The organism is Pseudomonas sp. UBA3149 (assembly GCF_002364655.1).
Taxonomy (GTDB): Bacteria; Pseudomonadota; Gammaproteobacteria; order Pseudomonadales; family Pseudomonadaceae; genus Chryseomonas; species Chryseomonas luteola.
Window position 1 is genome coordinate 1 of the sequence record NZ_DEYV01000013.1, and the last position, 23,053, is coordinate 23,053.

General features: G+C 54.7%; 19 protein-coding genes. 13 read left to right on the plus strand and 6 right to left on the minus strand.

All coding sequences use genetic code 11. From position 1 onward, the window contains the following. From B3729_RS11260 to B3729_RS11280, 5 genes are all read left to right on the plus strand, one after another. Positions 1-262, plus strand: a 262-nt coding sequence (locus B3729_RS11260) for a hypothetical protein (protein WP_286787918.1), incomplete at its 5' end; no start/stop codon positions are given. A 182-nt stretch (positions 263-444) separates the two neighbouring features. Continuing rightward, positions 445-1,635 (plus strand): DegT/DnrJ/EryC1/StrS family aminotransferase, encoded by a 1,191-nt coding sequence (locus B3729_RS11265; protein ID WP_286787919.1) that lies wholly within the window; start codon positions 445-447, stop codon positions 1,633-1,635. A 20-nt stretch (positions 1,636-1,655) separates the two neighbouring features. Continuing rightward, positions 1,656-3,155: a lipopolysaccharide biosynthesis protein gene (locus tag B3729_RS11270; protein WP_286787920.1), complete on the plus strand. Its 1,500-nt coding sequence runs from the start codon at positions 1,656-1,658 to the stop codon at positions 3,153-3,155. A 2-nt stretch (positions 3,156-3,157) separates the two neighbouring features. Continuing rightward, complete coding sequence (locus B3729_RS11275) at positions 3,158-4,090, plus strand: glycosyltransferase (protein WP_150346107.1); 933 nt, start codon at positions 3,158-3,160, stop codon at positions 4,088-4,090. A gap of 111 nt (positions 4,091-4,201) precedes the next feature. Next, positions 4,202-4,978: a WbqC family protein gene (locus B3729_RS11280; RefSeq protein WP_286787921.1), complete on the plus strand. Its 777-nt coding sequence runs from the start codon at positions 4,202-4,204 to the stop codon at positions 4,976-4,978. A gap of 127 nt (positions 4,979-5,105) precedes the next feature. Here the strand turns inward: B3729_RS11280 and B3729_RS11285 are convergent, their stop codons facing one another. Continuing rightward, complete coding sequence (locus tag B3729_RS11285) at positions 5,106-5,345, minus strand: TIGR02647 family protein (RefSeq protein ID WP_019366276.1); 240 nt, start codon at positions 5,343-5,345, stop codon at positions 5,106-5,108. Positions 5,346-5,629: 284 nt separating this feature from the next. On the opposite strand from B3729_RS11285, the gene B3729_RS11290 reads away from it, so the two are divergent. Continuing rightward, the gene (locus B3729_RS11290; RefSeq protein WP_037031207.1) at positions 5,630-6,508 is read left to right on the plus strand and encodes a LysR family transcriptional regulator; all 879 of its coding nucleotides are present in this window, start codon (positions 5,630-5,632) and stop codon (positions 6,506-6,508) included. Between the two features lie 24 nt (positions 6,509-6,532). Here the strand turns inward: B3729_RS11290 and B3729_RS11295 are convergent, their stop codons facing one another. Both B3729_RS11295 and fusA read right to left on the minus strand, forming a co-directional pair. Continuing rightward, positions 6,533-7,108, minus strand: a complete 576-nt coding sequence (locus tag B3729_RS11295; protein WP_286787922.1) for a helix-turn-helix domain-containing protein — start codon at positions 7,106-7,108, stop codon at positions 6,533-6,535. Between the two features lie 228 nt (positions 7,109-7,336). Further along, complete coding sequence (fusA, locus tag B3729_RS11300) at positions 7,337-9,436, minus strand: elongation factor G (protein WP_019366274.1); 2,100 nt, start codon at positions 9,434-9,436, stop codon at positions 7,337-7,339. Between the two features lie 281 nt (positions 9,437-9,717). On the opposite strand from fusA, the gene B3729_RS11305 reads away from it, so the two are divergent. Then, complete coding sequence (locus B3729_RS11305; RefSeq protein ID WP_286787923.1) at positions 9,718-10,440, plus strand: pirin family protein; 723 nt, start codon at positions 9,718-9,720, stop codon at positions 10,438-10,440. A 326-nt stretch (positions 10,441-10,766) separates the two neighbouring features. Here the strand turns inward: B3729_RS11305 and B3729_RS11310 are convergent, their stop codons facing one another. From B3729_RS11310 to B3729_RS11320, 3 genes are read right to left on the minus strand one after another with little or no spacing between them, the layout of a single operon-like run. Then, the gene (locus B3729_RS11310) at positions 10,767-12,194 is read right to left on the minus strand and encodes an efflux transporter outer membrane subunit (RefSeq protein ID WP_286787924.1); all 1,428 of its coding nucleotides are present in this window, start codon (positions 12,192-12,194) and stop codon (positions 10,767-10,769) included. Beyond that, complete coding sequence (locus tag B3729_RS11315; RefSeq protein ID WP_286787925.1) at positions 12,187-15,309, minus strand: efflux RND transporter permease subunit; 3,123 nt, start codon at positions 15,307-15,309, stop codon at positions 12,187-12,189. Before B3729_RS11315 ends, B3729_RS11310 begins: the two co-directional genes overlap by 8 nt. Next, positions 15,309-16,481: an efflux RND transporter periplasmic adaptor subunit gene (locus B3729_RS11320; RefSeq protein ID WP_286787926.1), complete on the minus strand. Its 1,173-nt coding sequence runs from the start codon at positions 16,479-16,481 to the stop codon at positions 15,309-15,311. The genes B3729_RS11315 and B3729_RS11320 overlap by 1 nt, the downstream gene beginning before the upstream one ends. Before the next feature lie 151 nt (positions 16,482-16,632). Between B3729_RS11320 and B3729_RS11325 the strand changes: the two genes are divergently transcribed. The 6 genes from B3729_RS11325 to B3729_RS11350 all read left to right on the plus strand — a co-directional run bounded on the left by B3729_RS11325 (position 16,633) and on the right by B3729_RS11350 (position 23,020). Beyond that, positions 16,633-17,334, plus strand: a complete 702-nt coding sequence (locus tag B3729_RS11325; RefSeq protein WP_286787927.1) for a response regulator transcription factor — start codon at positions 16,633-16,635, stop codon at positions 17,332-17,334. A 12-nt stretch (positions 17,335-17,346) separates the two neighbouring features. Beyond that, on the plus strand, positions 17,347-18,651 hold the full coding sequence (locus B3729_RS11330) for an ATP-binding protein (protein ID WP_286787928.1): 1,305 nt from the start codon (positions 17,347-17,349) through the stop codon (positions 18,649-18,651). Between the two features lie 15 nt (positions 18,652-18,666). After that, entirely contained in the window at positions 18,667-19,062 is a 396-nt protein-coding gene (locus tag B3729_RS11335) for a hypothetical protein (protein ID WP_286787929.1), read from the plus strand. Positions 19,063-19,871: 809 nt separating this feature from the next. Further along, on the plus strand, positions 19,872-20,291 hold the full coding sequence (locus tag B3729_RS11340) for a DoxX family protein (RefSeq protein WP_074826201.1): 420 nt from the start codon (positions 19,872-19,874) through the stop codon (positions 20,289-20,291). 68 nt (positions 20,292-20,359) lie between these two features. Further along, complete coding sequence (locus B3729_RS11345; protein WP_286787930.1) at positions 20,360-21,034, plus strand: DedA family protein; 675 nt, start codon at positions 20,360-20,362, stop codon at positions 21,032-21,034. 780 nt (positions 21,035-21,814) lie between these two features. Further along, entirely contained in the window at positions 21,815-23,020 is a 1,206-nt protein-coding gene (locus tag B3729_RS11350; RefSeq protein WP_286787931.1) for an MFS transporter, read from the plus strand. Positions 23,021-23,053 lie beyond the last annotated feature (33 nt).

Sequence of the window (23,053 nt, forward strand, 5' to 3'; positions counted from 1 at the left end):
GCTACTTCAGACCTTCCTTAAAGAATGTATCTTTTTTTGTTTTCCTCCTATGCTCGAAGCTTCAAAAGCTCAATACCGCTCTGCTTCAACACTCTACTTGTTCCCAGCGCCGCATCTTACAGACGCCGCCAACACAGGCCTACAGGCGAACATAAGCCTGAATGCAAGCCTGTTAATGAACCTGTATGTAAAAAAGCTTTATATAACCGTCCCTGAGCCACTTACGCAAAACAATAACCAAATATTCTTACCAGCCATTTGAACTTAATTAATCTCAGGCTATTCCTATTACGTGTTTCACAAAAAGACACGCTTCAGGCTACCGCTATAATGGGATGCTGCTTTTGCTTGGGACCATTCGTATAGATAGGCGACATTGAGAAATCTATAAATAGTAATCAATCCCGTTTTAAAGGTTTAACTGCTCATTGGACGAGGAACAAAATGATCAATGTTACGCAGCCTTTCCCTGGTAACAAAGCCAAACTCCAGTCTTATATAGATCAGATATATGCTTCCGGCTGTTTTACCAATCATGGTCCTCTTACTCGTCAGCTTGAGCAGCGCCTAAAGGAGTATCTAGGCGTACGGAATATCGTGCTTACAAGCAACGGTACCCTGGCTCTTCAGATCGCCTATCGTGCTTTGGGTATTCAAGGTAGCGCAATCACAACACCGTTCAGCTTCATTGCAACCAGTAGCACACTGCAGTGGGAGCATATTCGTCCGGTTTTCTCAGATATCGATCCTGTCACCTGGAACCTTGATCCCGGCCAGATCGAAGCCAGGCTACAAAAGGACACCTCAGCCATTGTCGCAACCCATGTATTCGGTAATCCGTGCGATGTGGAGCGCATCCAGGCAATCGCTGACCGTAACGGTCTGAAAACCATCTACGACGGCGCCCATGCCTTTGGCGTTCGCTATAAGGGAGAATCGATTGCCAACTGGGGCGATATCTGTACCTTGAGTTTTCACGCTACCAAGGTTTTCCATACCATCGAAGGGGGCGCCATCGTCACCAATGATGATGATTTGGCTCAACGTGCCCGTGAACTTGCCAACTTTGGTTTCTCCGAAGGCAATCGATTAAGTGGTCCGGGTATCAACGCCAAGCTCAACGAATTCTCTGCCGCAATGGGCCTGTGTGTTCTTGACGATATTGATCTGATCCTAGAGGAGCGGGCTGAAATCGGTCATCGGTATGAATTAGCCTTGGCAGGCTATCTGGATCTTCAGCATCAGCAGCCGGGTAGCGAACGTAACTACAGCTATTTTCCAATCGCTCTGCAGGAAGAAAGCGAGCTGCTCAAAGTTACAGGTCAGCTTAACGAAAGGCAGATCAATCCACGCCGCTACTTCTACCCTTCTCTCGATACCGTTGAATACCTTCAGCCGCAGCAGCCTCAATGGATTTCCAGAGGCTTGAGTAAACGCGTGCTCTGCCTGCCGATCTTTCCCGGACTTACTTGGGAGTCGCAGCGCACGGTTATCGAAACGGTGCTCAGAGAAGTCGAGGCCAGAAAGCTCGTACGCTCGCAGCGCGAGACGTCCGGGCCTTACCAGGACGCCTTTACTTTCAACACCATGAGTGCCCTACCTCTGTCCAACATGTGCAAGAAGTTCACTCTGTGAGCACTTCCCTAAAACGTTTTATGCTTAAGAACACCGGGCTCAGTTACCTGGGTCAGATCTATGTAATGCTGGCCGGCATCCTGATCATGCCGTTCTACCTCAGGCATATGGGTGCCGAAGCCTATGGCCTGATCGGTTTTTTTACGGCCATGCAGGCGTGGCTTTATCTGTTGGATGCGGGACTGTCGCCCGCGCTTGCCCGTCAGATCGCCCATTTTCGGGGCACTCAGCAACACAGCCGATACACCTCCGGCCGTCTGCTGCGCTCGTTCGAGTTGCTTATCCTGCCGATAGCCGTGCTGACCGGCCTGGCTATTCATATGGGCAGTAATGCCATAGCCCATGGGTGGCTGCAGGCGAGCCAGCTCGATCCTGTGATGATTGGGAAGTGCATTAGCCTGATGGGGCTGATGATAGTGCTGAAGCTTTACGCCACGCTCTACAAGAGCGGTATTCAAGGCATGGAGCAGCATCATTGGCTCAACGGTATCAATGTCTTTTTTGCAACGCTCCGGTATTTTGGCGCGCTGTTGTTTATTACCTATGTCAGCGCACAGCCCCTGCACTTCTTTCTCTATCAGACACTCGTAGGACTGCTGGAAACGTTGTCCTTTGCTCACCGAGCCTATGATCTGATGCCCCGTCCTCGTCGCCTGACTGGATTTCACTGGCGGCTGGTCAAGCCTGTTTTACCGTTTGCCCTGGGTATGTCGTCCAGCACCGTACTGTGGATGCTGCAAACCCAGCTGGATAAGGTGCTGCTTTCCAAAGCGCTTACGTTGCAGGAATACGGCTATTTCTCTTTAGTTGCCCTGATCGCGACCGGCATTCTGTCGCTGAGCAACCCCCTTGTACAAACGTTGTTGCCACGCCTGACCATGCTGACAGCGGAAGGCCGAATGACTGAGATGCGGGCGTTATACCTGAACGTATCACGTCTGTTTTGCAGTGTGCTGTTTCCTATGGCTGGTGTGATCGCCTTTCATGGACAAGCGATTCTCCATGCCTGGACAGGCAACGCCGAGGCCGCGCTCTGGAGCGGTCCTGTCCTGGTCTGGTACGTTCTTGGCAGTGCGTTACTCGCCATGAGCGGGTTTCAATTCTATTTGCAATATGCTCATGGCCAACTGCGGATGCATGTCTGGTTTGGTATCTGCTCAACGGCTATCAGCGTGCCGCTCATGGCTTACGCCATTTTGACCCATGGCGCGCTAGGGGCTGCCAGCGTCTGGTTTGCGGTCAGCCTTGCCTCCCTAGTCATCTGGCCTCATATCGTTCATGAGCGGTATTCACCGGGCCTCAGCTTCCTTTGGTTGTCGGACCTTTTGCGTATAGCCGCCATGACCGCCCTCGGCCTGGCGGTAGGCGACTGGCTGCTGCCAGCCCTGGATAGCAGCCAACGGATCGAGACCTTTATAGGTCTGGCAGGACGAGGACTGCTCTGCCTGCTGCTGGTGTTTGTGTCTGCCAAAGCCGTATTTTCAAAACCGTATCTCTTGGATCAAACCCCGAGCGTTTAATCATGGAAGCAAGAACCGAACAGGTCATCAGGGAGCACTGGGGTGCTGATGAGAAACCGCTGGTCAGTGTTGTCTGCCTGACCTTCAACCAAGCGGCGTTCATCCGAGAAACGCTGGAGGGCTTCCTGATTCAGGAGACGCGGTTTCCCTTCGAGGTCATCGTGCATGACGACGCTTCGACGGATGGAACACAAACCATCATCCAGGAATATGCCGCACGCTATCCCTCCATCATCAAGCCTATCTACCAGCAGCAGAACCAATACAGCCTGGGTGTTCCGTTCATTACTAAAATCTTTGCCTCGCTGGATACCCCTTATATTGCCATTTGCGAAGGTGATGATTTTTGGACGGACCCGCACAAGCTACAGCTGCAGGTCGACTTTCTTGAGCGCCATGAAGACTATGTGATGGCGTTTCACGACGCCTATATGTTCAACGAGCAGGGCATTATCCGAAACGTTCAACTGGCCGGACTGCATCGGCGCGATGCAAGTCAGCAGGAACTGCTGCGGGCTCGGTACTTTTCTACGCTCACCGTCTGCTTTCGCAATGTGATCAAGGCCCTTCCGCCCGAGCTGCACGGTGTGCGTATGGAGGACATGTGCTGGTGGTCATTGCTGGGCGCTCACGGCAAAGGCAAGTACATGAAAGAAATCCGTCCGGCTGCCTACCGTGTGCACAAGAATGGTGTCTTGTCGATGCGTCCGCAAAAGCACCGCACCGCCATGAGCCTGCACGCCTACTATAGCCTGGCCCGCTACTACCAGCGCATCGGCCAGCAAGACCTGTATGAATATTTCATGACCCAGGTATTCAGCCAGTCTCTGATTGTAATGACCCACCGCAACCGCATTCAGGCCTTCCTGCAATTGGCCCGCAAGGTTCTATTCAAACCCTTCACCAACATCATTCCTTCGGTCATTCGAAAATGATCAGGCTTTCCTCAGCGTTATTGCTGCCTTGCAATACCGCTTCTGGCCCAAGAACGCTTACGCGAACGCACGCCTATCCGATTCCTGTCATGCCGTGCAAGGAGAAGCACCATGCTTAAAACGATTTCGATGATGCAGCCCTACCTGTTTCCTTACCTGGGCTACTTTCAGCTGATCGCCGCCAGTGACGTCTTTGTGCTGGTCGATGACCTGCAGTTCGTCAAAGGCTCCTGGATGAACCGCAACCGGGTATTAACTCACGATGGTCAGCCCAAGCTGATTACCTTTCCGCTGCGTAAGGGCAGCCGCCGGGCCGCTATCAATGAGCGCTGGCTGTCAGAGACGTTCGACCAGGAAGCAGACGCACTGCTTACCATGCTTGAGCACACCTACAAGAAAGCCCCCTATAAAACAGAAGTCCTGGCGCTGCTCAAAAGCATCTTTGCCAATCCGGATCGTAACCTTGCGCGGTTCGCCGAAAACTCGATTCGAGCCCTGTGCCGGTATATGAAAATCGAGACGCCCATCCTGATGCTTTCAGAACTGGCGGATACCCGGGCGATGGATAAGCAGGACCGCATCATTCGGATCGTTCAGCAGCTGGAAGGCACCCGCTACCTCAACTCAATCGGCGGCGTCCCGCTCTACTGTCCTGACTATTTCGCCAATCATGGGCTGCAATTGCGCTTCATCAAGATGGATGAAGTGACCTATCCTCAGCTTTCTGCTGAGTTCGTCCCTTCCCTTTCCATTATCGACGTGCTGATGTTCAATTCAGCGGAGTCTGTAAAAGAACTGCTTACTCGCTATACGTTGATAGAGGGCGTGGCACACTCGGACTCACAGGTTAAGGTTGATACAATCCAGCCTGAGTGTGCCGTCATATAGACGCGATCACTTGACGGGTGTATCAGCATCAACAGGCAGGCTACTGGGTTTTCAGTACAGTACCGTAGCCTGCCATCATAACGATTTACTCAGACTAACCCCGCAACGAAGGACTTTTTGGCAGTCCTTACGCCGTTGGGTTCAAGATCGTCAACAACACCTGAGCGTGTTCTGCTGCATCCCTTCCCAAGCCTGTCAGATAACCACCGTCGACTTGACTGATCAGGCCCTTTTCATGAAGTCGCTTGATAGCGGCCAGGACTTCTTGCGTGGCGTCGTGGTGCACCTTTAAACCGGCCAGACTGTTGCTGAGGTCATATCGAGCCAGAAGGTTCATTTCTTCGATGAGTTCTTGGGTATACGGCATGGCGTGTCCTTATTTAAGTGACCCTCTTTCTGAGTCTAGCTGCCCTGCTTCAAAAAGCCTGCCTGAGAAAATGTTTCACTTTAAATCACATGCGGTATGCCGTTATCCGCTTACGGCCATATACAACACCAGTGCTGAAGCCATAACGTAAACCGCACTATGCAAAAAGGTGTTCATGATGCGCTTCCCTCACGTTTGATGACAGGAAGGAGCCTAATAGTCATCCAGATCTGGAAAAAGCCAGTACACTAGGAATGACTGTCAACCAGGAAGAGACTCAGGCCATGCAATTTGAGGATTTAAGGCTGTTTGTAACTACGATCAACGAGCAGAGCTTTACCGCTGCGGCAGAAAAGCTGGGGCTTTCCAAACAGTACGTCAGCCGAAGAACCATGGCGCTGGAAGAGGAACTGGGTGTACGCCTGCTCAACCGGACGACACGCAGCCTGAAACCTACTGACCTGGGCATGACCCTTTATGAGCGTGCCGTTCGGATTCTGGATGAAGTCAACGAGACGCAGGAGTTGGTATCCAGCCAGGGGGTGAACGTTCGCGGGACTTTACGTGTTTCGGCCCCGATGACGTTTGGTACGTTGCATGTCAGCCCGCTGTTGCCCAGGTTCATGCAAGAGAATCCATTGATCAGTCTGGAACTGGACCTTAATGATCGAGCAGTAGACCTGGTGGCCGAGGGGTATGACATGGCGATCCGCGGCGGGATGCTGGAGGATTCTACACTTATCGCCAAGCGTCTGATGGACATTCCAATGACGGCCTGCGCAAGCCCGGCGTACCTGGAGCGCCACTCAACCCCCGAAACACCGGATGATTTGCGTCACCATGAGTGCTTGCTTTACGGCCATGTGAAAAGCGTAGAGTGGAAATTTCAAACCCAGGGCCAGCTCGTATGCGTACCCGTGAAAGGCAAGCTGCGGACCAACAACGGGGAAGTTGTCCGGGACGCGGCGGTGGCCGGTCTTGGCATTGCATATCTGCCGGTTTTCATTGTCAGTGACGCGCTCAACGATGGGCGTTTGCAGCCGGTCTTACAAGCGCACCAGCCACCCACTTCAGCCTTCTATGCGGTCTACCCTCAGCATCGTCAGTCATCCCGAGCCGTCCAGACATTCGCCAACTTCCTCAAGGACCATCTGGCGGTGTAGGTATGCCCATAGTCCGCGCAACCCTCAGGCTTGCCGCATGACCTGCTGGTCTCCCGAGCGACGCCAGTTGAGCGGTGTGCATCCTACCGTCTTTGTGAATACACGGGTGAAGTGTGATTGATCTGAAAAACCACATTCCGCACCGATCTGGCTTATCGGCAAACACGTGTTCAGAAGCATCCGCTTGGCCTTGGCAATTCGTAATTGCTGATACCAGTCACGTGGCGAAACGCCTGTGTTTTTCTTGAAGGCTCGGGAAAAATGGCTTCTTGACAACGAGCAGGCACTGGCGATTTCGGATACCGATAGGCCATCGTCCAACTGCTCCATCATCAGACGCTTGGCCAGCTGTTCCTGCCAACGAGACAAGGCAATCCGATCCTCACTCGGTAAGGTCACGTGCAAAGCGTCTGGCAAAAGGCGGGCTTGCAGTTCATCTATCAAGGTACGGCTGATCGGACCTTCCCCGTCTTGAACGCTATCAAGCGTTTCGAGGAGGCGCTGCATAAGTACCTGCGCAGTGTTAGGAACACTCGACTCAGGCTTTTCAGCCGTAATTGCAGGTAAGCGGTACGATAGCTTGGAACCCAGCGTGGCCATTGCAACGCTCCTTGAGGCGGTAAGGTTGGTGTCCAGTATCGGCTCTGGGAACCCTTAAGGTCCTTGTCTTAAGTTGAAGCGTTCTTAAACGAGAATGGGTGCCTGTCATCAAGTATTAATATGTGATCGCAGCGCCTTTTGCCTCAGGTGAAACGAAAAAAGGCCGACTACCTGAAAGTAGTCGGCCTGAAGACACTAGCGTGGCTCAAAAAGAATCTGAAACGATCCTTAAGATTTCTTAATCAGCGCTTCGACTATATTTCTCGGTGCCTCCGCATAGCGTGAGAACTCCATCGAGTAGCTGGCACGACCCTGTGACATAGAACGTACATCAGTCGCATAGCCAAACATTTCGCCCAACGGAACCTCGGCCCGAACTACCTTGCCGGAAAGGGTATCTTCCATGCCTTGAATCAGGCCCCGCCGACGGTTGAGGTCTCCCATTACATCACCCATGTAGTCTTCAGGTGTCACCACCTCGACCTTCATGATGGGCTCGAGCAGTACCGCGCCCCCTTTCTGGGATAGCTGCTTGGTTGCCATCGAGGCGGCGATCTTGAATGCCATCTCGTTGGAGTCCACATCATGGTAAGAGCCGTCGAAGACCGTGGCCTTGAGACCTAGCAAGGGATACCCGGCGAGCACACCATTCTTCATCTGCTCTTCGATACCCTTTTGAATAGCCGGGATATATTCCTTGGGAATCACGCCACCCACGACCTCACTGGTAAACACCAGACCCTCCTCGCCTTCATCAATGGGTGCAAATCGAATCCAGCAATGACCGAACTGCCCACGACCACCCGACTGGCGAACAAACTTGCCTTCGATTTCGCAGGTATTGCGTATGGTCTCGCGATAGGCCACCTGAGGCTTACCAATATTCGCCTCAACGTTAAACTCACGCCGCATCCGGTCGATAAGGATATCGAGGTGCAGCTCGCCCATGCCTGAGATGATGGTCTGTCCGGTTTCCTCGTCGGTCTTGACGCGGAAAGAAGGGTCTTCCTGGGCCAGTTTGCCTAGGGCAATCCCCATCTTTTCCTGGTCAGCCTTGGTCTTAGGCTCAACCGCTACGGAGATAACCGGCTCGGGGAAATCCATACGCTCCAGGATGATCGGCTTTTCAACCGAACACAGAGTGTCGCCGGTCGTCACGTCCTTCATGCCGATCAAGGCTGCGATGTCGCCTGCGCGAACTTCTTTGATTTCTTCCCGCGTGTTGGCATGCATCTGCACCATACGGCCGACGCGCTCCTTCTTGCCTTTTACCGAGTTGAGTACCGAGTCACCTGATGAAAGCACGCCCGAATACACCCGCGCAAAAGTCAGGGTGCCCACGAAGGGATCCGTAGCGATCTTGAACGCCAGCGCCGAAAAAGGCTCGTTATCGTCGGCATGGCGCTCGTCAGTCCGCTCGGCATCGTCAGGATGCACGCCTTTGATGGCGGGAATCTCGGTAGGTGACGGCAGGTAATCGATGACCGCATCGAGTACCAAGGGTACACCCTTGTTCTTGAAGGATGAGCCACATACAGCCGGAACGACTTCACCCGCCAATGTCCTCAGCCGTAGACCCGTGCGGATTTCATCATTGGTCAGGGGCTCCCCTTCCAGGTATTTGCTCATGAAGTCTTCATTGGCTTCGGCAGCAGCTTCGACCATGCGCTCGCGCCACTCCTCGGCCTCAGCCTGCAGCTCGGCAGGAATGTCCTCTTCACGATAGGTCATCCCCTGATCATCATCATTCCAGTAGATGGCCTTCATCTTCAGCAGATCGATCTGGCCGACAAAGTTCTCTTCACGGCCAATCGGCAGCTGAATCGGAACCGGAGTATGACCCAGGCGTTTCTTGATCTGGTCAACGACGCGCAGGAAGTCCGCTCCCGCACGGTCCATCTTGTTCACATACGCAATACGAGGCACATGGTATTTGTCTGCCTGACGCCAGACCGTCTCGGATTGAGGTTCCACACCATCCGCGCCGCTGAACACCACGACCGCACCATCGAGTACCCGCAGCGAGCGCTCCACCTCAATGGTGAAGTCCACGTGCCCAGGCGTATCGATGATGTTGATCCGGTATTTGTCGAACTGCTTGGTCGAGCCAGACCAGAATGCAGTAGTCGCCGCGGACGTAATGGTGATGCCGCGCTCCTGCTCCTGCACCATCCAGTCCATGGTCGCGGCGCCGTCATGCACCTCGCCCATTTTATGGTTCACGCCGGTATAGAAAAGGATTCGCTCGGTTGTGGTGGTTTTACCAGCATCCACGTGAGCGACGATGCCGATGTTGCGATAGCGGTCGATAGAGGTCGTTCGGGCCATAGAAGATTCTCCTAGAAACCAGCATGGGTCAGCCGGCAGACAGGCGATACGGATATCCGCCCGGGTTGCAATAACAATAGACTGACTTACGAGGCTTGTATTGAACGTTTGTGCGTATCGCTAAAGGGAGCCTGTCTGATCGAGCAGACTCGTCTTACTGTCAACCAGATGGAGACTTTTTTACGCATTTCAAGTGATTTATCACCCCGCTTGATCGCTTTACTCTTGGTCGCATACCGATACAGGTAACAACATACTGTTGATTGACCAGGAGACCGAATATGTTAGCCCTTCGCAAAGCAACCGAACGTGGATTTGCCAACCATGGCTGGCTCAAGTCTTTCCACACCTTTTCCTTTGCCAATTACCGCAACCCACAAGAACAAGGGTTTTCGGATCTGTTGGTCATCAATGATGACCGTGTCGCTCAGGGGCAAGGGTTTGGCACTCATCCCCATCGGGACATGGAGATTTTCTCCTATGTACTGGAAGGTGCGCTTGAGCACAAGGATACCCTGGGTACAGGTTCCGTCATTCGTCCGGGCGACGTGCAGCTCATGAGCGCCGGAACGGGAGTCGCCCACAGTGAATACAACCACTCCCAGAATGATCCCGTACACTTTTTACAGATCTGGATCGTGCCCAACGCTCGAGGTGCTGAGCCTCGCTACCAGCAAACGCACTTCAGTGCGGATAGCAAACGTGGCCAGTTGCGCCTGATTCTTTCACCTACAGGTGAGCAGGGCTCACTGGAAATTCGTCAGGATGCTCGTGTCTACGCCGGTTTGTTCGACGGTGAAGAGCAAGCGACTCTAACGTTGGGATCAGATCGCTACGCCTATGTGCATGTAGCCCAGGGGCAGATCGAACTCAATGGCCAGACATTGACGGAGGGAGACGGTGTGCGTGTGCGTAACGAGCAGGTGCTTACGCTAGCCAAGGGCAAGCAGGCCGAGGTTATCGTTTTTGACCTGCGCCCCAATGAGCTGCCCATGATGCCATGATCGACGAGGGCCTCGAGTAGTCGAGGCCCTATCAGCCTCCGCTGTCGCTAACCGTAAACACAGTGTTTACGCCCCGCCTAGACATAAGGCCCACAACCCCACGTAGCCAGACGGAATACCTCCTTCCTTGACGCTAAGCAGATCACACGTTTACGAGGTCCATAGCGTTGCCGTAATAGGACTTCAGCGATGGATACTACTGTTGCTGCACGACAGGAGACCCGATCGATTCAGCCGATGGTCTGGCCTATAAAAAAGGCGCCACGTAGGCGCCTGAGGGCATGTCTTCCATCCAAAGGAGCATCAGAAGACATGCATAACCTTAATTAAGGACGGTCTCGGCTCCAACCTCCGCCAAGGCTCTTGAACAGATTGATCTGTGACAAGGCCAGCTGAAGCCTGGCGTCTATCAGGGTATTTTCAGCCTGATACAGCGTGCGCTGACTATCCAATTGCGTCAGGTACTCATCGAGCCCCTGCTGATACCGTTGCTGTGCAAGGACAAGGCTTCGGGCAGCGCTATCACGAAGCCGCTTTTGAGCGTCGAGCTGACGCTGAAGTGGCTGACGCGCAACCAGCTCATCGGACACCTCTTTAAAGGCGGTCTGTATGGATTTTTCATATTCCGCCACACTGATCTCTTTACGCAGCGTCGCTACCTCAAGCTGTGCGCGGTTACGACCGCCTGTGAAAATCGGCAGGTTGATCTGAGGCGTAAAGCTCCATGAGCGATTACCGCCGTTGAACAGGTCTGAAAGTTCTGCGCTGCTAAAACCGGTATTGCCCGTGAGACTGATGCTTGGAAAGAACGCAGCGCGCGCAGCTCCGATAGTGGCGTAATTGGCTTTCAGCCGGGCTTCGGCAGCCTGTATATCCGGTCGGCGGGTCAGCAGATCTGCTGGAAGCCCGGTGGGTAAGGGCTTGTCCAACCCTTGCCTTTCCAGCGAAAGGGCGGGCGGCAGATCATGAGGCAATGGTTGACCGAGCAGGAGGGCCATCGCATTGTCCGCCTGTCCTATACTACGCTCCAGTGCAGCAAGATCACTGGCAGTTGTCTCTAGCAGTGTTTGGGCCTGAGCGATATCCAGTTCAGAACCAATCCCATAGTCGAAACGTTGATGAATCAATTCCAGACTCTGCTGACGGCTCTCATAGGCCTGTCGGGTTACGGCCATTCTCTCGCTCAGGGCACGCTGGTTGGTATAGGCCGTAGCGATTTCAGCGATCAGTGATAGCTCAACCGAACGTCGCGTCTCCTGCAACGCCAGATATTCACCCAAGGCTGCATCTCGAAGATTGCGGACACGGCCAAATAGGTCTACTTCGTACGTGCTCAGCCCTACCCCTACGGTATACAGATTGGTGACTTGGCTTCCACTGCTTACGGCCTGAGCCGGTAGCCCACCGGTGTTTTCCAGCCCGAGCGCTGGAGAGCGCTGACGGGTTGCCGAGCCGCTTACGCTCACATTCGGCAACAGGTCCGCCCGCTGGATTCTGTATTGCGCCCGCGCCTCTTCAACGCGAAGCACTGCCATACGCAGGTCACGGTTCTGATTCAACCCGATCTCGATAAGCCGACGCAGGCGCGGATCTGTAAACAATGCCTGCCAGTCCGGAACCGTTTCAGCTGGGTTCACCGGAGCTGATACCACCGGATAGTCCGCTGGTATGGGTGCAGGGGGCTGCTCGTAGGTAGGCGCCAAAGAGCAGGCACCCAGCAGGCCGGCCAGCAGAAGAACAGGCAACTTACTCATGGCGCTGCCCTCCTCTGGCTTGCGAGCGGGTAAGGCGAGAGACCCAATGCATGACGCTCACAAAAAACACCGGAACAAAGACAACCGCGAAGGTAGCAGTCAGCATGCCACCGATCACGCTTGTGCCAATGGCCTGTTGACTGGCGGAGCTGGCACCCGTCGCAATAGCCAGGGGAACCACACCCAGGATAAATGCAAGCGAGGTCATTACGATCGGACGCAGACGCAGACGTGCTGCCTCGACGGTGGCCTGGAATAGGCTATGGCCCTGGTCATGAAGACTCTTGGCAAACTCGATGATCAGAATCGCATTTTTTGCCGACAGTCCAATGATGGTGATGAGCCCAACCTTGAAGAACACATCGTTTGGCATGCCTCGCAGGACGACTGCGACTACGGCACCCAGGATGCCCAGTGGTACGACCAGCAGAACGGCTGTCGGAATCGACCAACTCTCGTAAAGCGCGGCCAGAACCAAAAAGACAATCAACAAGGACAGTCCCAGCAATAAGGGAGCTTGTGCGCCGGAGGTCTTTTCCTGAAGCGAAAGCCCTGTCCATTCCAGACCAAAACCCTGAGGCAGCTGATCGACCAATCGCTGGATTTCGTCCATGGCTTCGCCTGTACTGTGCCCTTCCGAAGGCTCACCCGAAAGGCTGACCGCGGGATAGCCATTGTAACGAGTCAACTGCGCCGGTCCCGTGGTCCACACTACTTCGCAGAAGGCAGCCAGGGGTACCATCTTGCCGGACGTGTTACGCACCTCAAGCTTGAGGATATCTTCTGCCTGAAGGCGGGAATCGGCTTCGGCCTGAATAATGACCTGCTGCATGCGGCCCAGGTTGGGGAAATCATTCACGTAGGCCGAACCCATGGCAGTCGAAAGCAGGTTGCTGATATCGGCGAACGAGACACCCAGAGCGCTCGCCTGGAGCCGATCGACTTTGACCTCTACCTGTGGCGCTTCGGCCAGCGCGGTCTCCCGTACGTTTGCCAGTAGGGCGCTTTTTGCAGCGGCAGACAGCAATGTATCCCGCGCCTTCTGCAAAGCCTCGTATCCTTTTCCGCTTCTGTCCTGCAGACGTAGCTCAAAGCCGCTGGAAGTCCCAAGCCCTTCGATCGGCGGTGGGCTGAGCGAATAGGCAATGGCATCCTGCAGTCCGGCAAATGCCATATTGGCACGCTCAGCAATGGCGTCGGCCGAATCTTCGACACGGCGTTCGGCCCAGTCCTTTAATGTAGTAAATGCCAGAGCTGCATTCTGCCCGCTGCCGGAAAAGCTGAAGCCCAGCACCATGGTGGTATTGGCTACGCCAGGTTCCGTAGCATTGTGCGCCTCGATCTGCCGTGCGATTTCAATCGTGCGGTTCTGGCTGGCTCCGGGCGGCAGCTGGATATCGGTAATGGTAAAGCCCTGATCCTCGATAGGCAGAAACGAAGACGGCAGGCGAGTAAAGAGCAGCATGAGCCCTGCAAGCAGCAAACCGTAGACCAGCATGTAACGACCTGTACGGCGTATGGCATTGGCGACCCAACGCTGGTAGCCGTCCGCGGCATGATCAAACCGCTGGTTGAACCATCCAAAAAATCCTTTCTTCTCGTGATGTACACCGTGCGGTATCGGCTTGAGTAGCGTTGCGCACAGCGCAGGTGTCAAGCTCAGCGCCAGAAACGCCGACAATAGAATCGAAACCGCCATCGAGACAGAAAACTGCTGGTAAATGATTCCGACCGAGCCCGGCATGAATGCCATCGGGATGAACACCGCCGTCAGCACCAGCGTGATTCCGATAATCGCACCGGTAATTTCTGTCATGGCTTTTCGCGTGGCAGCCCGAGGCGTCAGGCCTTCGCTCGCCATGATTCGCTCGACGTTCTCAACGACAACGATAGCGTCGTCCACCAGGATACCGATCGCCAATACCATGCCAAACATGGTGAGCACGTTGATGGAAAATCCTAGGGCCAACATGCAGGCAAATGTCCCCATCAAGGCCACAGGAACCACCAGTGCGGGTATCAGGGTATAACGGAGGTTTTGCAGAAACAGAAACATGACGGCAAAGACCAGCACCATGGCTTCGATCAAGGTATGAACCACCTTTTCGATCGAGACCTTGACGAACGGCGACGTATCGTAAGGAATGTCGTAGTTCACACCGGCCGGGAAGTAGTGTGACAGCTCTTCCATCTTGGCTTTGACCAAGGTAGCCGTACTCATCGCATTACCGCCTGGCGCCAGCTGGATAGCCACAGCGGTGGTCGGCTTGCCATTGAGGCGAGTCCCGAACTGATAGCTTTGGCTGTCCACTTCGACCCGTGCGACATCACCTACGGTAACCGTCGATCCGTCGGCGTTGGCTTTGAGTACGATGGCCGAGAATTCCTCAGGTGTAGACAGCTGCCCTTTCACCTGTACGGCTGCGGTAATTTCCTGCGTGCTGCGGGTAGGCAAGTCGCCGATACTACCGGCGGGCACTTGCACATTCTGATCGCTGATCGCCTGGCTAACATCGGCCGGCGTCAGGTTGAAAGCTACCAGTTTTTGCGGATCAATCCATATTCGCATGGCGCGCTCGGCACCAAACAGCTGGGCCTTGCCTACCCCTTCGATACGCTTGAGCTCATTAACGACGTTACGCGCCATGTAGTCGCTCAGGCCGGTTTCATCCAGGCGTCCATCAGTAGACGTCAATGTGATCAGCATCAGAAACCCGGCCGAGACCTCTTCTATCTCCAGACCTTGCTGCGTAACCGCTCGGGGCAGTCTGGACTCGATCGTTTTCAAGCGGTTCTGTATATCGACCTTGCCCAGCTCCGGATCAGTGCCTGGTTTAAACGTAACCGTAAGCGTCGCCATTCCCTGGCTGCTGCTGGAGGAGAAATAGAGCAGGTGATTGACCCCGTTAAGCTCCTGCTCGATCAGACTGACAACACTTTCATCCAGGGTTTGCGGCGTGGCGCCCGGGTAGGTTGCGGTAATCTCGATCTGGGGGGGCGCAACATTGGGATACTGCGCCACCGGAAGATTGGGAATGGCCAGCACACCTGCCAGCAGAATGAACAGGGCGACGACCCAGGCAAATACCGGGCGCCTGATAAAGAAGTCTGGCATTATCGGGCTTCCTTGTCGGCAGGTGCATCGGTTGTAATTTCTGCCTCTTCTGCCTGGACAGGCATCCCCGGCCTGACGTATTGCAGGCCTGCAACGATTACGCGGTCACCTTCATGCAGTCCTTCGTCGATGATCCAGCGATCATTCTGGGCACCGCCAAGACGGACCGTCCGTTCCTCAACCTGATTCTGAGCGTTGACCAGCAAAACATTAGCCTGCCCTGCCGAGTCGCGCTGAACGGCCCGCTGCGGAACACTGATACCTCGCTCGTTCCTGGCCTGCTCAAGACGCACTCGAACAAAGCTGCCGGGCAGCAAGTCAGCCTGCGGATTGGGAAACTGGCTACGCAGGGTAATCTGCCCTGTGCTTTGATCCACTGTAAGATCCGAGAATAAGAGTTTTCCGGCTATTGGGTACGCTGTACCGTCATCCTGTACGAGCGTTACGGCGGCCTGATCCTCCCCTACGGTTTGTAACTGCCCCTCCCGCAGCGCACGGCGCAACGCGTTGATCTGCCGGGTGGATTGAGTCACATCGGCATATATAGGCTGGAGCTGCTGAATAATGGCCAGAGGCGTGGCGCTATCCTGCCCTACCAACGCGCCTTCCGTGACCAATGCCTTGCCGATGCGTCCGGAGATGGGTGCTGTGACGGTGGCATACCCCAGATTGAGCCGGGCACGTTTGAGCGTGGCCTGCGCAGCAGAGACTTCGGCTTCTGCCTGCAAAAAGGCAGCGTGCGCATTTTCGAAGTCCTGCTGGCTGACGGCGTGAGTCTTGATCAATGCAGAATAACGCTCGGCCTGCAAATGGGCCTGATAGCGATTGGCCTGGGCTTTTTTCAGGCCTGCCACGGCGCTGTCGACGTCCGCCTGCAGCGGCGCGGGGTCAATCCGAAACAATACGTCGCCTTGCTTGACTTGGCTTCCCTCACGGTAAACCCGTTGCAGCAGAACGCCTGCTACGCGGGCTCTCACTTCCGCCACACGGGGCGCTACCAAACGGCCATTGAGTTCAGTCACCAAGCTGAGCGGCTGAGGTTTGATCGTCTCGACGGTGACAGACGTATCGGGTGCTTGCTGTGCAGAGGGCGCTGGGCGGTCACATCCTGCCAGCGCTAGTAACATCAATAAGCAAAAGGGGCGTAGGGAAAACTTAACGGGCGGCATCATGGTGTGCATCCTTCAGGAACAGCGCCATGCTAAAAGCCCCGCCCTGTCGGCTTTGTAAAAGCTTGTAGGGCATTTGTGAAAAAGTGTAATGACCGCTACAGAAGCTGTCGGGTTTGTTTATGCTCTTTCAAACCCTTCAGCGTGTCCTGCTATGCCTACCATCCTCCTGGTCGAAGACGATACCGCCCTGGCTGAACTGATTGCCACCTACCTGACACGTCATGCCTTTGCGGTTTCCATACTGTCCCGGGGCGACGAGGTTCAAGCGTATGTCCGGAAAACATACCCGGATCTGGTCATCCTGGATCTTATGCTGCCGGGGCTTGATGGCTTGCAGGTGTGCCGCCAGCTCCGCGCAGATCATGCTGGCCTTCCTATTCTCATGCTCACCGCCCGCGACGATAGTCATGATCAAGTGGTCGGTCTCGAGTTGGGGGCGGATGACTACGTCACCAAACCTTGTGAACCACGGGTGCTATTGGCCAGGATTCGTACGCTGCTCCGGCGCAGCCAGCCGGAAACAGTTCGCAAGGATGCTTCGCGTGTCACCTTTGGTCGTCTGGAAATCGATTTAACCGAACGGGTTGTTCAGTGGCGGGACCAGCCGATCGAGCTGTCATCAGGCGAATTCGATCTTCTGGTGGCCCTGGCTCGTCATGCCGGTGCAGTACAGAGTCGAGACCAGCTCTTGCAACAGGTACGTGGTATCGAGTTCAACGGTATCGATCGCTCCATCGACGTCGCCATCTCGAAGTTACGTCGTAAATTCGAAGATAGCTCTGGCGAAGCACGCAAGATCAAAACGGTTTGGGGCAAGGGCTATCTCTTCAGCCGCTCCGAGTGGGAAGACTAGGATGCACCGGTCATGCTGAAGGTTCTGATCCGTTTATACCTGGTGGTGCTGATTACCTTCAGCCTCGCCAACTATGTAGTGCCCGAACTTGTCGTTTCATTGTCCAAAGATCGTTACGTTGCCTGGAATCTGGATCAGTTCAGAGGTCAGATGGCCTTGATCCAGCAACGATTCCTGGAGCGCCCCAAAACAGAATGGGATCAGTTGGAAAAGGAACTCAAAACCTCTTTTGCACCGCTTGAGGTCAGTCTTCGAGAAATGGCGAATGCTCGATTGAGCCCGGATGAGCGTGAGCAGCTTGAGCAGGGACTTATGGTCATACGCCTTGGTGAGTATGGCCTGCCTGATACGGTCCTGGCTCCGCTGGACAATGAGCATTTCATAGAAGAGTCCAGTCCCCCCCTTCCGCTGGATATCAACCTGCTGTTCTGGGCCATGAACGTCCTGACAGGCGCAGCGCTTCTGGCCTGTCTGCTGCTCTGGCTACGTCCTCATTGGCGGGATCTGGAATCGCTGAGGCGTACCGCCTCGGCATTGGGCAGGGGAAACCTGTCTGCCCGAACTCACCTTCCCTCACGGTCCAACATTGCCGAGCTGGGCCATGTATTTGACTCGATGGCCACCGATATCGAGCGCCTGCTCAATCAGCAGCAGGAGCTGCTCAATGCAGTATCCCATGAACTTCGCACTCCGCTTTCCCGGCTCGACTTCGGCCTGGCCCTGGCGTTGTCCGAAGATATTCCAGAAGCCTCTCGTACCCGCCTACTGGAGATGACCCGTCACGTTCGCGAGCTGGACGAACTGGTACTGGAGCTGTTGTCTTACAGTCGGCTGCACAGCGTGGCCGCTCAGTTGGAGCGGGTCGAACTCAATCTGGGTGAGTTTATCGATAGCATCGTTGGAGGGTTCGCTGAAGAACTGGAGCAGCGTGGAATCCTCTTGGAGGTGGACATGGCGATGGAGAAACAGCGAGTAAGTCTGGAGCCTCGTCTGACAGCCAGAGCATTACAGAACCTGATCCGAAATGCCATTCGCTACTGTAACCACCGCATCCGCCTGAGCGTAAGTGTTTTGGATCAGGATCGTTATCAGATCACAGTTGAAGATGACGGCATTGGCATCCCGGAGGCAGAGCATGAAAAGATCTTCGAGCCCTTTTACCGGCTCGACCGCAGCCGCGACCGCACAACAGGCGGCTTCGGGCTTGGCCTTGCCATCAGCCGCAGAGCGATCGAGACCCAAAACGGGATATTAGCTGCAGACACCTCACCCTTGGGCGGCGCACGTTTCCGCCTGGACATGCCATTTCATATGTAGCAACCGAGAGGCTCTATGTTCTTTTCTCTACTGGCCGCCACCTTTGTCGTTGCATTAATCACTTCCGCCACAGTCGTCGTCTTGTTCTACCATTCGACCAAGGCTGTCCTGGCCCGAATTATCAAGGATGACGTCAGTAGCGCCTGGCATCGATACATCACGTTCGCCAGCTTTGTGGTAGGTATTTCAGGTGGCGTGCGAATCTACGACCTTGAGCGCTATATCAGCGCGCCTACTACGGATGCTCAAGTACTGGTGCTTAATTCAGAACGCTGGACGCTCGAGATCTATCGCTCGCTGATTGAGACATTACAAAGTATCGCCTGGATGTATCTTGTCGTGTTTGTCGTTGCGTTGATTGCCTTCGTCATTGTTCGCGGAATCGAGGCCCGACATTCAAGATCCGGATGATGCCAATTCCACAACTAGCGTTTTGGAGGCATGCAAAGGTTATTAGGCTTATTGTGCTTGCGGATAGATGACTACATTCGCCCACCGAGCATGCTCACGACAACCAAACCAAGTGGATATAAAGTCCATACAAGGGCCGCGCATGCCCAGTGACAACAGTAAGAGTCCGTGGAAGGTCTGAACTGGATATGCGGCTCGGGTAGGCCAGACCCTTTAACCAGCGATGGATACCGTTACCTGGGTCCTACGGTAAGAAACCGAGCCAAGCGTGGCGATAACGACAGAACTCACGAACCAACGCGTCACGCTTGGCATGATGAAAGGCGCCGATGCAAAGGTGATCAGCAGGTTACTCCCAATAAAGCCACCCAATATGCGAACCTGAAAATAAGATGGCATAGATGTGGAATGTTCATGACTAACGTACGGTTTAAGGGATCAATCAGGCCGTTTCCGAGTCAGCAATGGCGCTTGGCATGGTAGCTCTCCAGCTGCAATGAATGTACGACAACTTTTGTCGAAGTGCGCCGCGGGAGCTTGAGCGGTTGTGCTGTGTTTGGAACGTATGTGCTATTGATTGCGCTTTTTAGGCCGTTCCTCTGCTTTCGAATGCCTATCACTGCACACTTGATTAACCGAGGTCAGGCAGCCTTAACCAACAGGCAGGCTCTCGGCTTTATTGTCCACCAAAATGTGACTATTTTTCGTTTTTCACCTAGTTACTTATTTAATCAGGCGACATTAAGCTTTCTTTCATACCGCTTCGGCACTTCGGCGAAGCCCTTGAACCCTTAATGGAAGAACTGAACATGACTACCCTAAACTCCTCTCAAGCCTTTACCGCCACTGTTGGACGTCTGCTGCTAGGTACTCTGTTTCTGTTCAGCGGTATCGGCAAGTTGGCAGCGCCTGCGGCAACCATGGGCTACATCGGGGCCTCCGGCATGCCCTTTCCACTCCTGGCCTACCTGGGTGCAATCGGCGTTGAGATAGGTTTGGCCAGCCTGTTGCTGGTGGGGTACAGAACACGCTGGGTGGCAGCCATCATGGCGGGCTTCACCATCCTGACGGCTGTGGTCTTTCACAACAATCTTGCCGACCAGAACCAGCTGATCCACTTCCTCAAGAACATCGCAATCGCCGGTGGCCTGTTGCAGATCGTTGCATTCGGCGGCGGCGCCCTCAGCCTGGACGGTGTTCGCTCCAAGCGCCGCCTCGCCCTCGCCTGATCTGAACCTACGGTACGCCCCCAGCGGGCGTACTACCTTGCCCTGCACGATCAAAGAGACTCGCTGCCATGTCGTCCGTGATGAACGCCTTGCTGACTGGAAATGCCGTGTTGCTGTTCGTGAATGTCTTCGCCGAGCAGTTGGGCGCGCCGTTACCTTCCTATCCGCTTCTGGCCGCTTCTGGCGCCTCTGCCGACGCTCCCATGAGGCTGGTCGAGTTTCTGTTTCTCGCTTCGCTGGCTTGTGTTCTGGCAGATCTCGCCTGGTACTGGGCAGGGCGCCATCATGGCGAGCGCATTCTCACATGGTTAGCAAAACTACCCTTCTCTCACCGCAAGAACGCCGGTACCTGCTCGGCTCGCTTCACCGAACGGGGTGCACGGTGGTTGCTGGTGTCCAAATTCGTACCCGGCATGGGAGCAGTCGCCACATTGATGGCAGGCGCGCAAAGAATGTCGCTGGCTCAATTTCTCGTGTACGACATTCTGGGTTCAATGTTGTGGGCTGGTTCAGCGCTGGCGTTAGGGCATGCCTTTCAGGCCCCGGTGCTCCTGGCGCTGGACATGGTTCAGGAATACCTACTCCCCGGGCTGGCTGCTGCCGGGCTGATGCTTGCCGCAGCCCTGCTGGCGGCACATCACCTGAAACACCGTGCCACAGACACCTTAATCAGCAAGCCGTCACCCATCCTCGATAACCGGCGAATCCGTCCTTTACAGAACCTTCGGTCGAAGCGTCTTTAATCCGCACGTTCAGCGTCACGGCATTGCCGGCTTTTCAACAGGTCAATCGGTTCCCCGTCTACACAGTGATAATGCCGAGGTCCTGCATGAGTCGCGCTGGCAGGTGGGGGCATTACCTTATTGGCCGGCTGGCTGGTGCAAACCGATATCGAAAGCGGTCGACTGACTCGGCTATTTCCGGATCATGACATCAATCTGAATCAGGCCAGTGCCGCCGTTTCGGCGCTGTATATGCCAATCGGCGCGGCTCAAGGCGGGGCAGCGCCTTTATCGAGTTTTGCGAGGGACGCCTCTTTACTCTGCGCACCCGCTAGGCATTGCGCCTGACGCAACGCTGCATTGTTCTGCAGTCCAATTCTCTCGCGCTGCCCCCCCTCTTTAAGGTGTGCCTCATCAAAGGCAGAATGAAGCACCCGCTATGCACCCGACTGATCGTAACATTATCCGGGCTGTTTTCTGCTCTAGGTGTGGGGCCGGTAGTAGTTGTGCAGATACAGAAGATAGAGTAGCACTTCGCCTGGAGCCCATCGGGAGTAAAGGCACCTCCGCACCTGAGGCGAAGAGATAAGAAAAGATGAGAGTCAAACCTTCTGACTTTATGGCCTTTCTGGTTACCTGAAACGCGACCTGACGGAGCATTACCCGTACAGGCAGACCACCAATAGACGTGTTCCCACACGCTTATATTAAACAAGCGGGCCTTGCTCCATTCTGTTTGTTGATTTTCTTGAAAAGACCTTGAACCGAATTGAATAACCGTTGCCTTGCCAAGAGACTTTAATGAGTACCGCATCGATGATCGAACATGAACATTCTACTACTATTCTCTCAAAAGGGCTGGTATTACTTTTTGCCTTTTGCTGTGGCGCCATTGTTGCCAATCTCTATTACTCACAGCCCATCATCGAGCTGATCGCTCCCGCCGTCGGACTCAGCGAGCACGATGCCAGCCTGATCGTCTCGCTGACCCAAATCGGATATGCCCTGGGGCTGCTCCTTTTAGTTCCGCTGGCCGATCTCCTGGAAAATCGTCGTCTGATGGTTATCACGGTCCTCGCCTCGGCAGTCATGCTGATGGCGGCAGGCCTTTCGACTCAACCCAGCGTCTTTCTAGTGGTCTCGCTATTAATCGGTATCAGCTCGGTGGCCGTACAAATACTGATTCCGCTGGCCGCCCATCTTGCCCCCGAACAGTCACGTGGGCGCATTGTGGGCACCATCATGAGCGGGCTGCTGCTGGGTATCCTGCTGGCACGTCCGGCCTCTAGCCTGATAGCCGATCACTTCGGCTGGCGTACCGTGTTTTTTATCAGCGCGTTGATCATGTTGGCGATTGCCGGCGTGGTCTTGAAAGTGGTTCCCGCACGTCAACCGTCCCACCAGGCACATTATGGCCAGCTCCTGTTGTCATTGGTTCATCTCTTCAGACGTGAATCTGTGCTACGCCAGCGCTCGCTGTATCAGGGGTTAATGTTTGCCGCCTTCAGCCTCTTCTGGACGGCCGCGCCCCTTGAGTTGATCCGCCATTATGGTCTATCGCAAACCCAGATTGCCGTCTTTGCTCTGGTAGGTGCTGTCGGCGCAGTGTCTGCACCGATTGCAGGACGCCTTGCCGATGCAGGCCATACCCATCGTGCCTCGGCAGTTGCCATGCTGCTTGCCGCCCTCAGCTTTTTGCCAGCGCTGGTTCATTCACCTTATGGGGTCGTCAGCTTGGCAATAACCGGCATCCTGCTCGACTTTGCCGTGCAGATGAACATGGTTCTGGGTCAACGTGCCGTCTATATGTTAGATGCCAAGAGCCGCGCCCGTTTGAACGGCCTGTACATGACCAGCATCTTTATCGGAGGTGCCATGGGATCAGCGATAGCCAGCACCGTTTATGAACGAGGCGGCTGGCCAGCTATCGTTCTGGTGGGCAGTAGCCTGCCGCTGCTGGCCCTGTTGTTCTTCGGCATTGGTCGCTTACGAGGCGCCAACGCATGATTGAGCTTTGATACCGAGGCGGTCTTTTCAGAC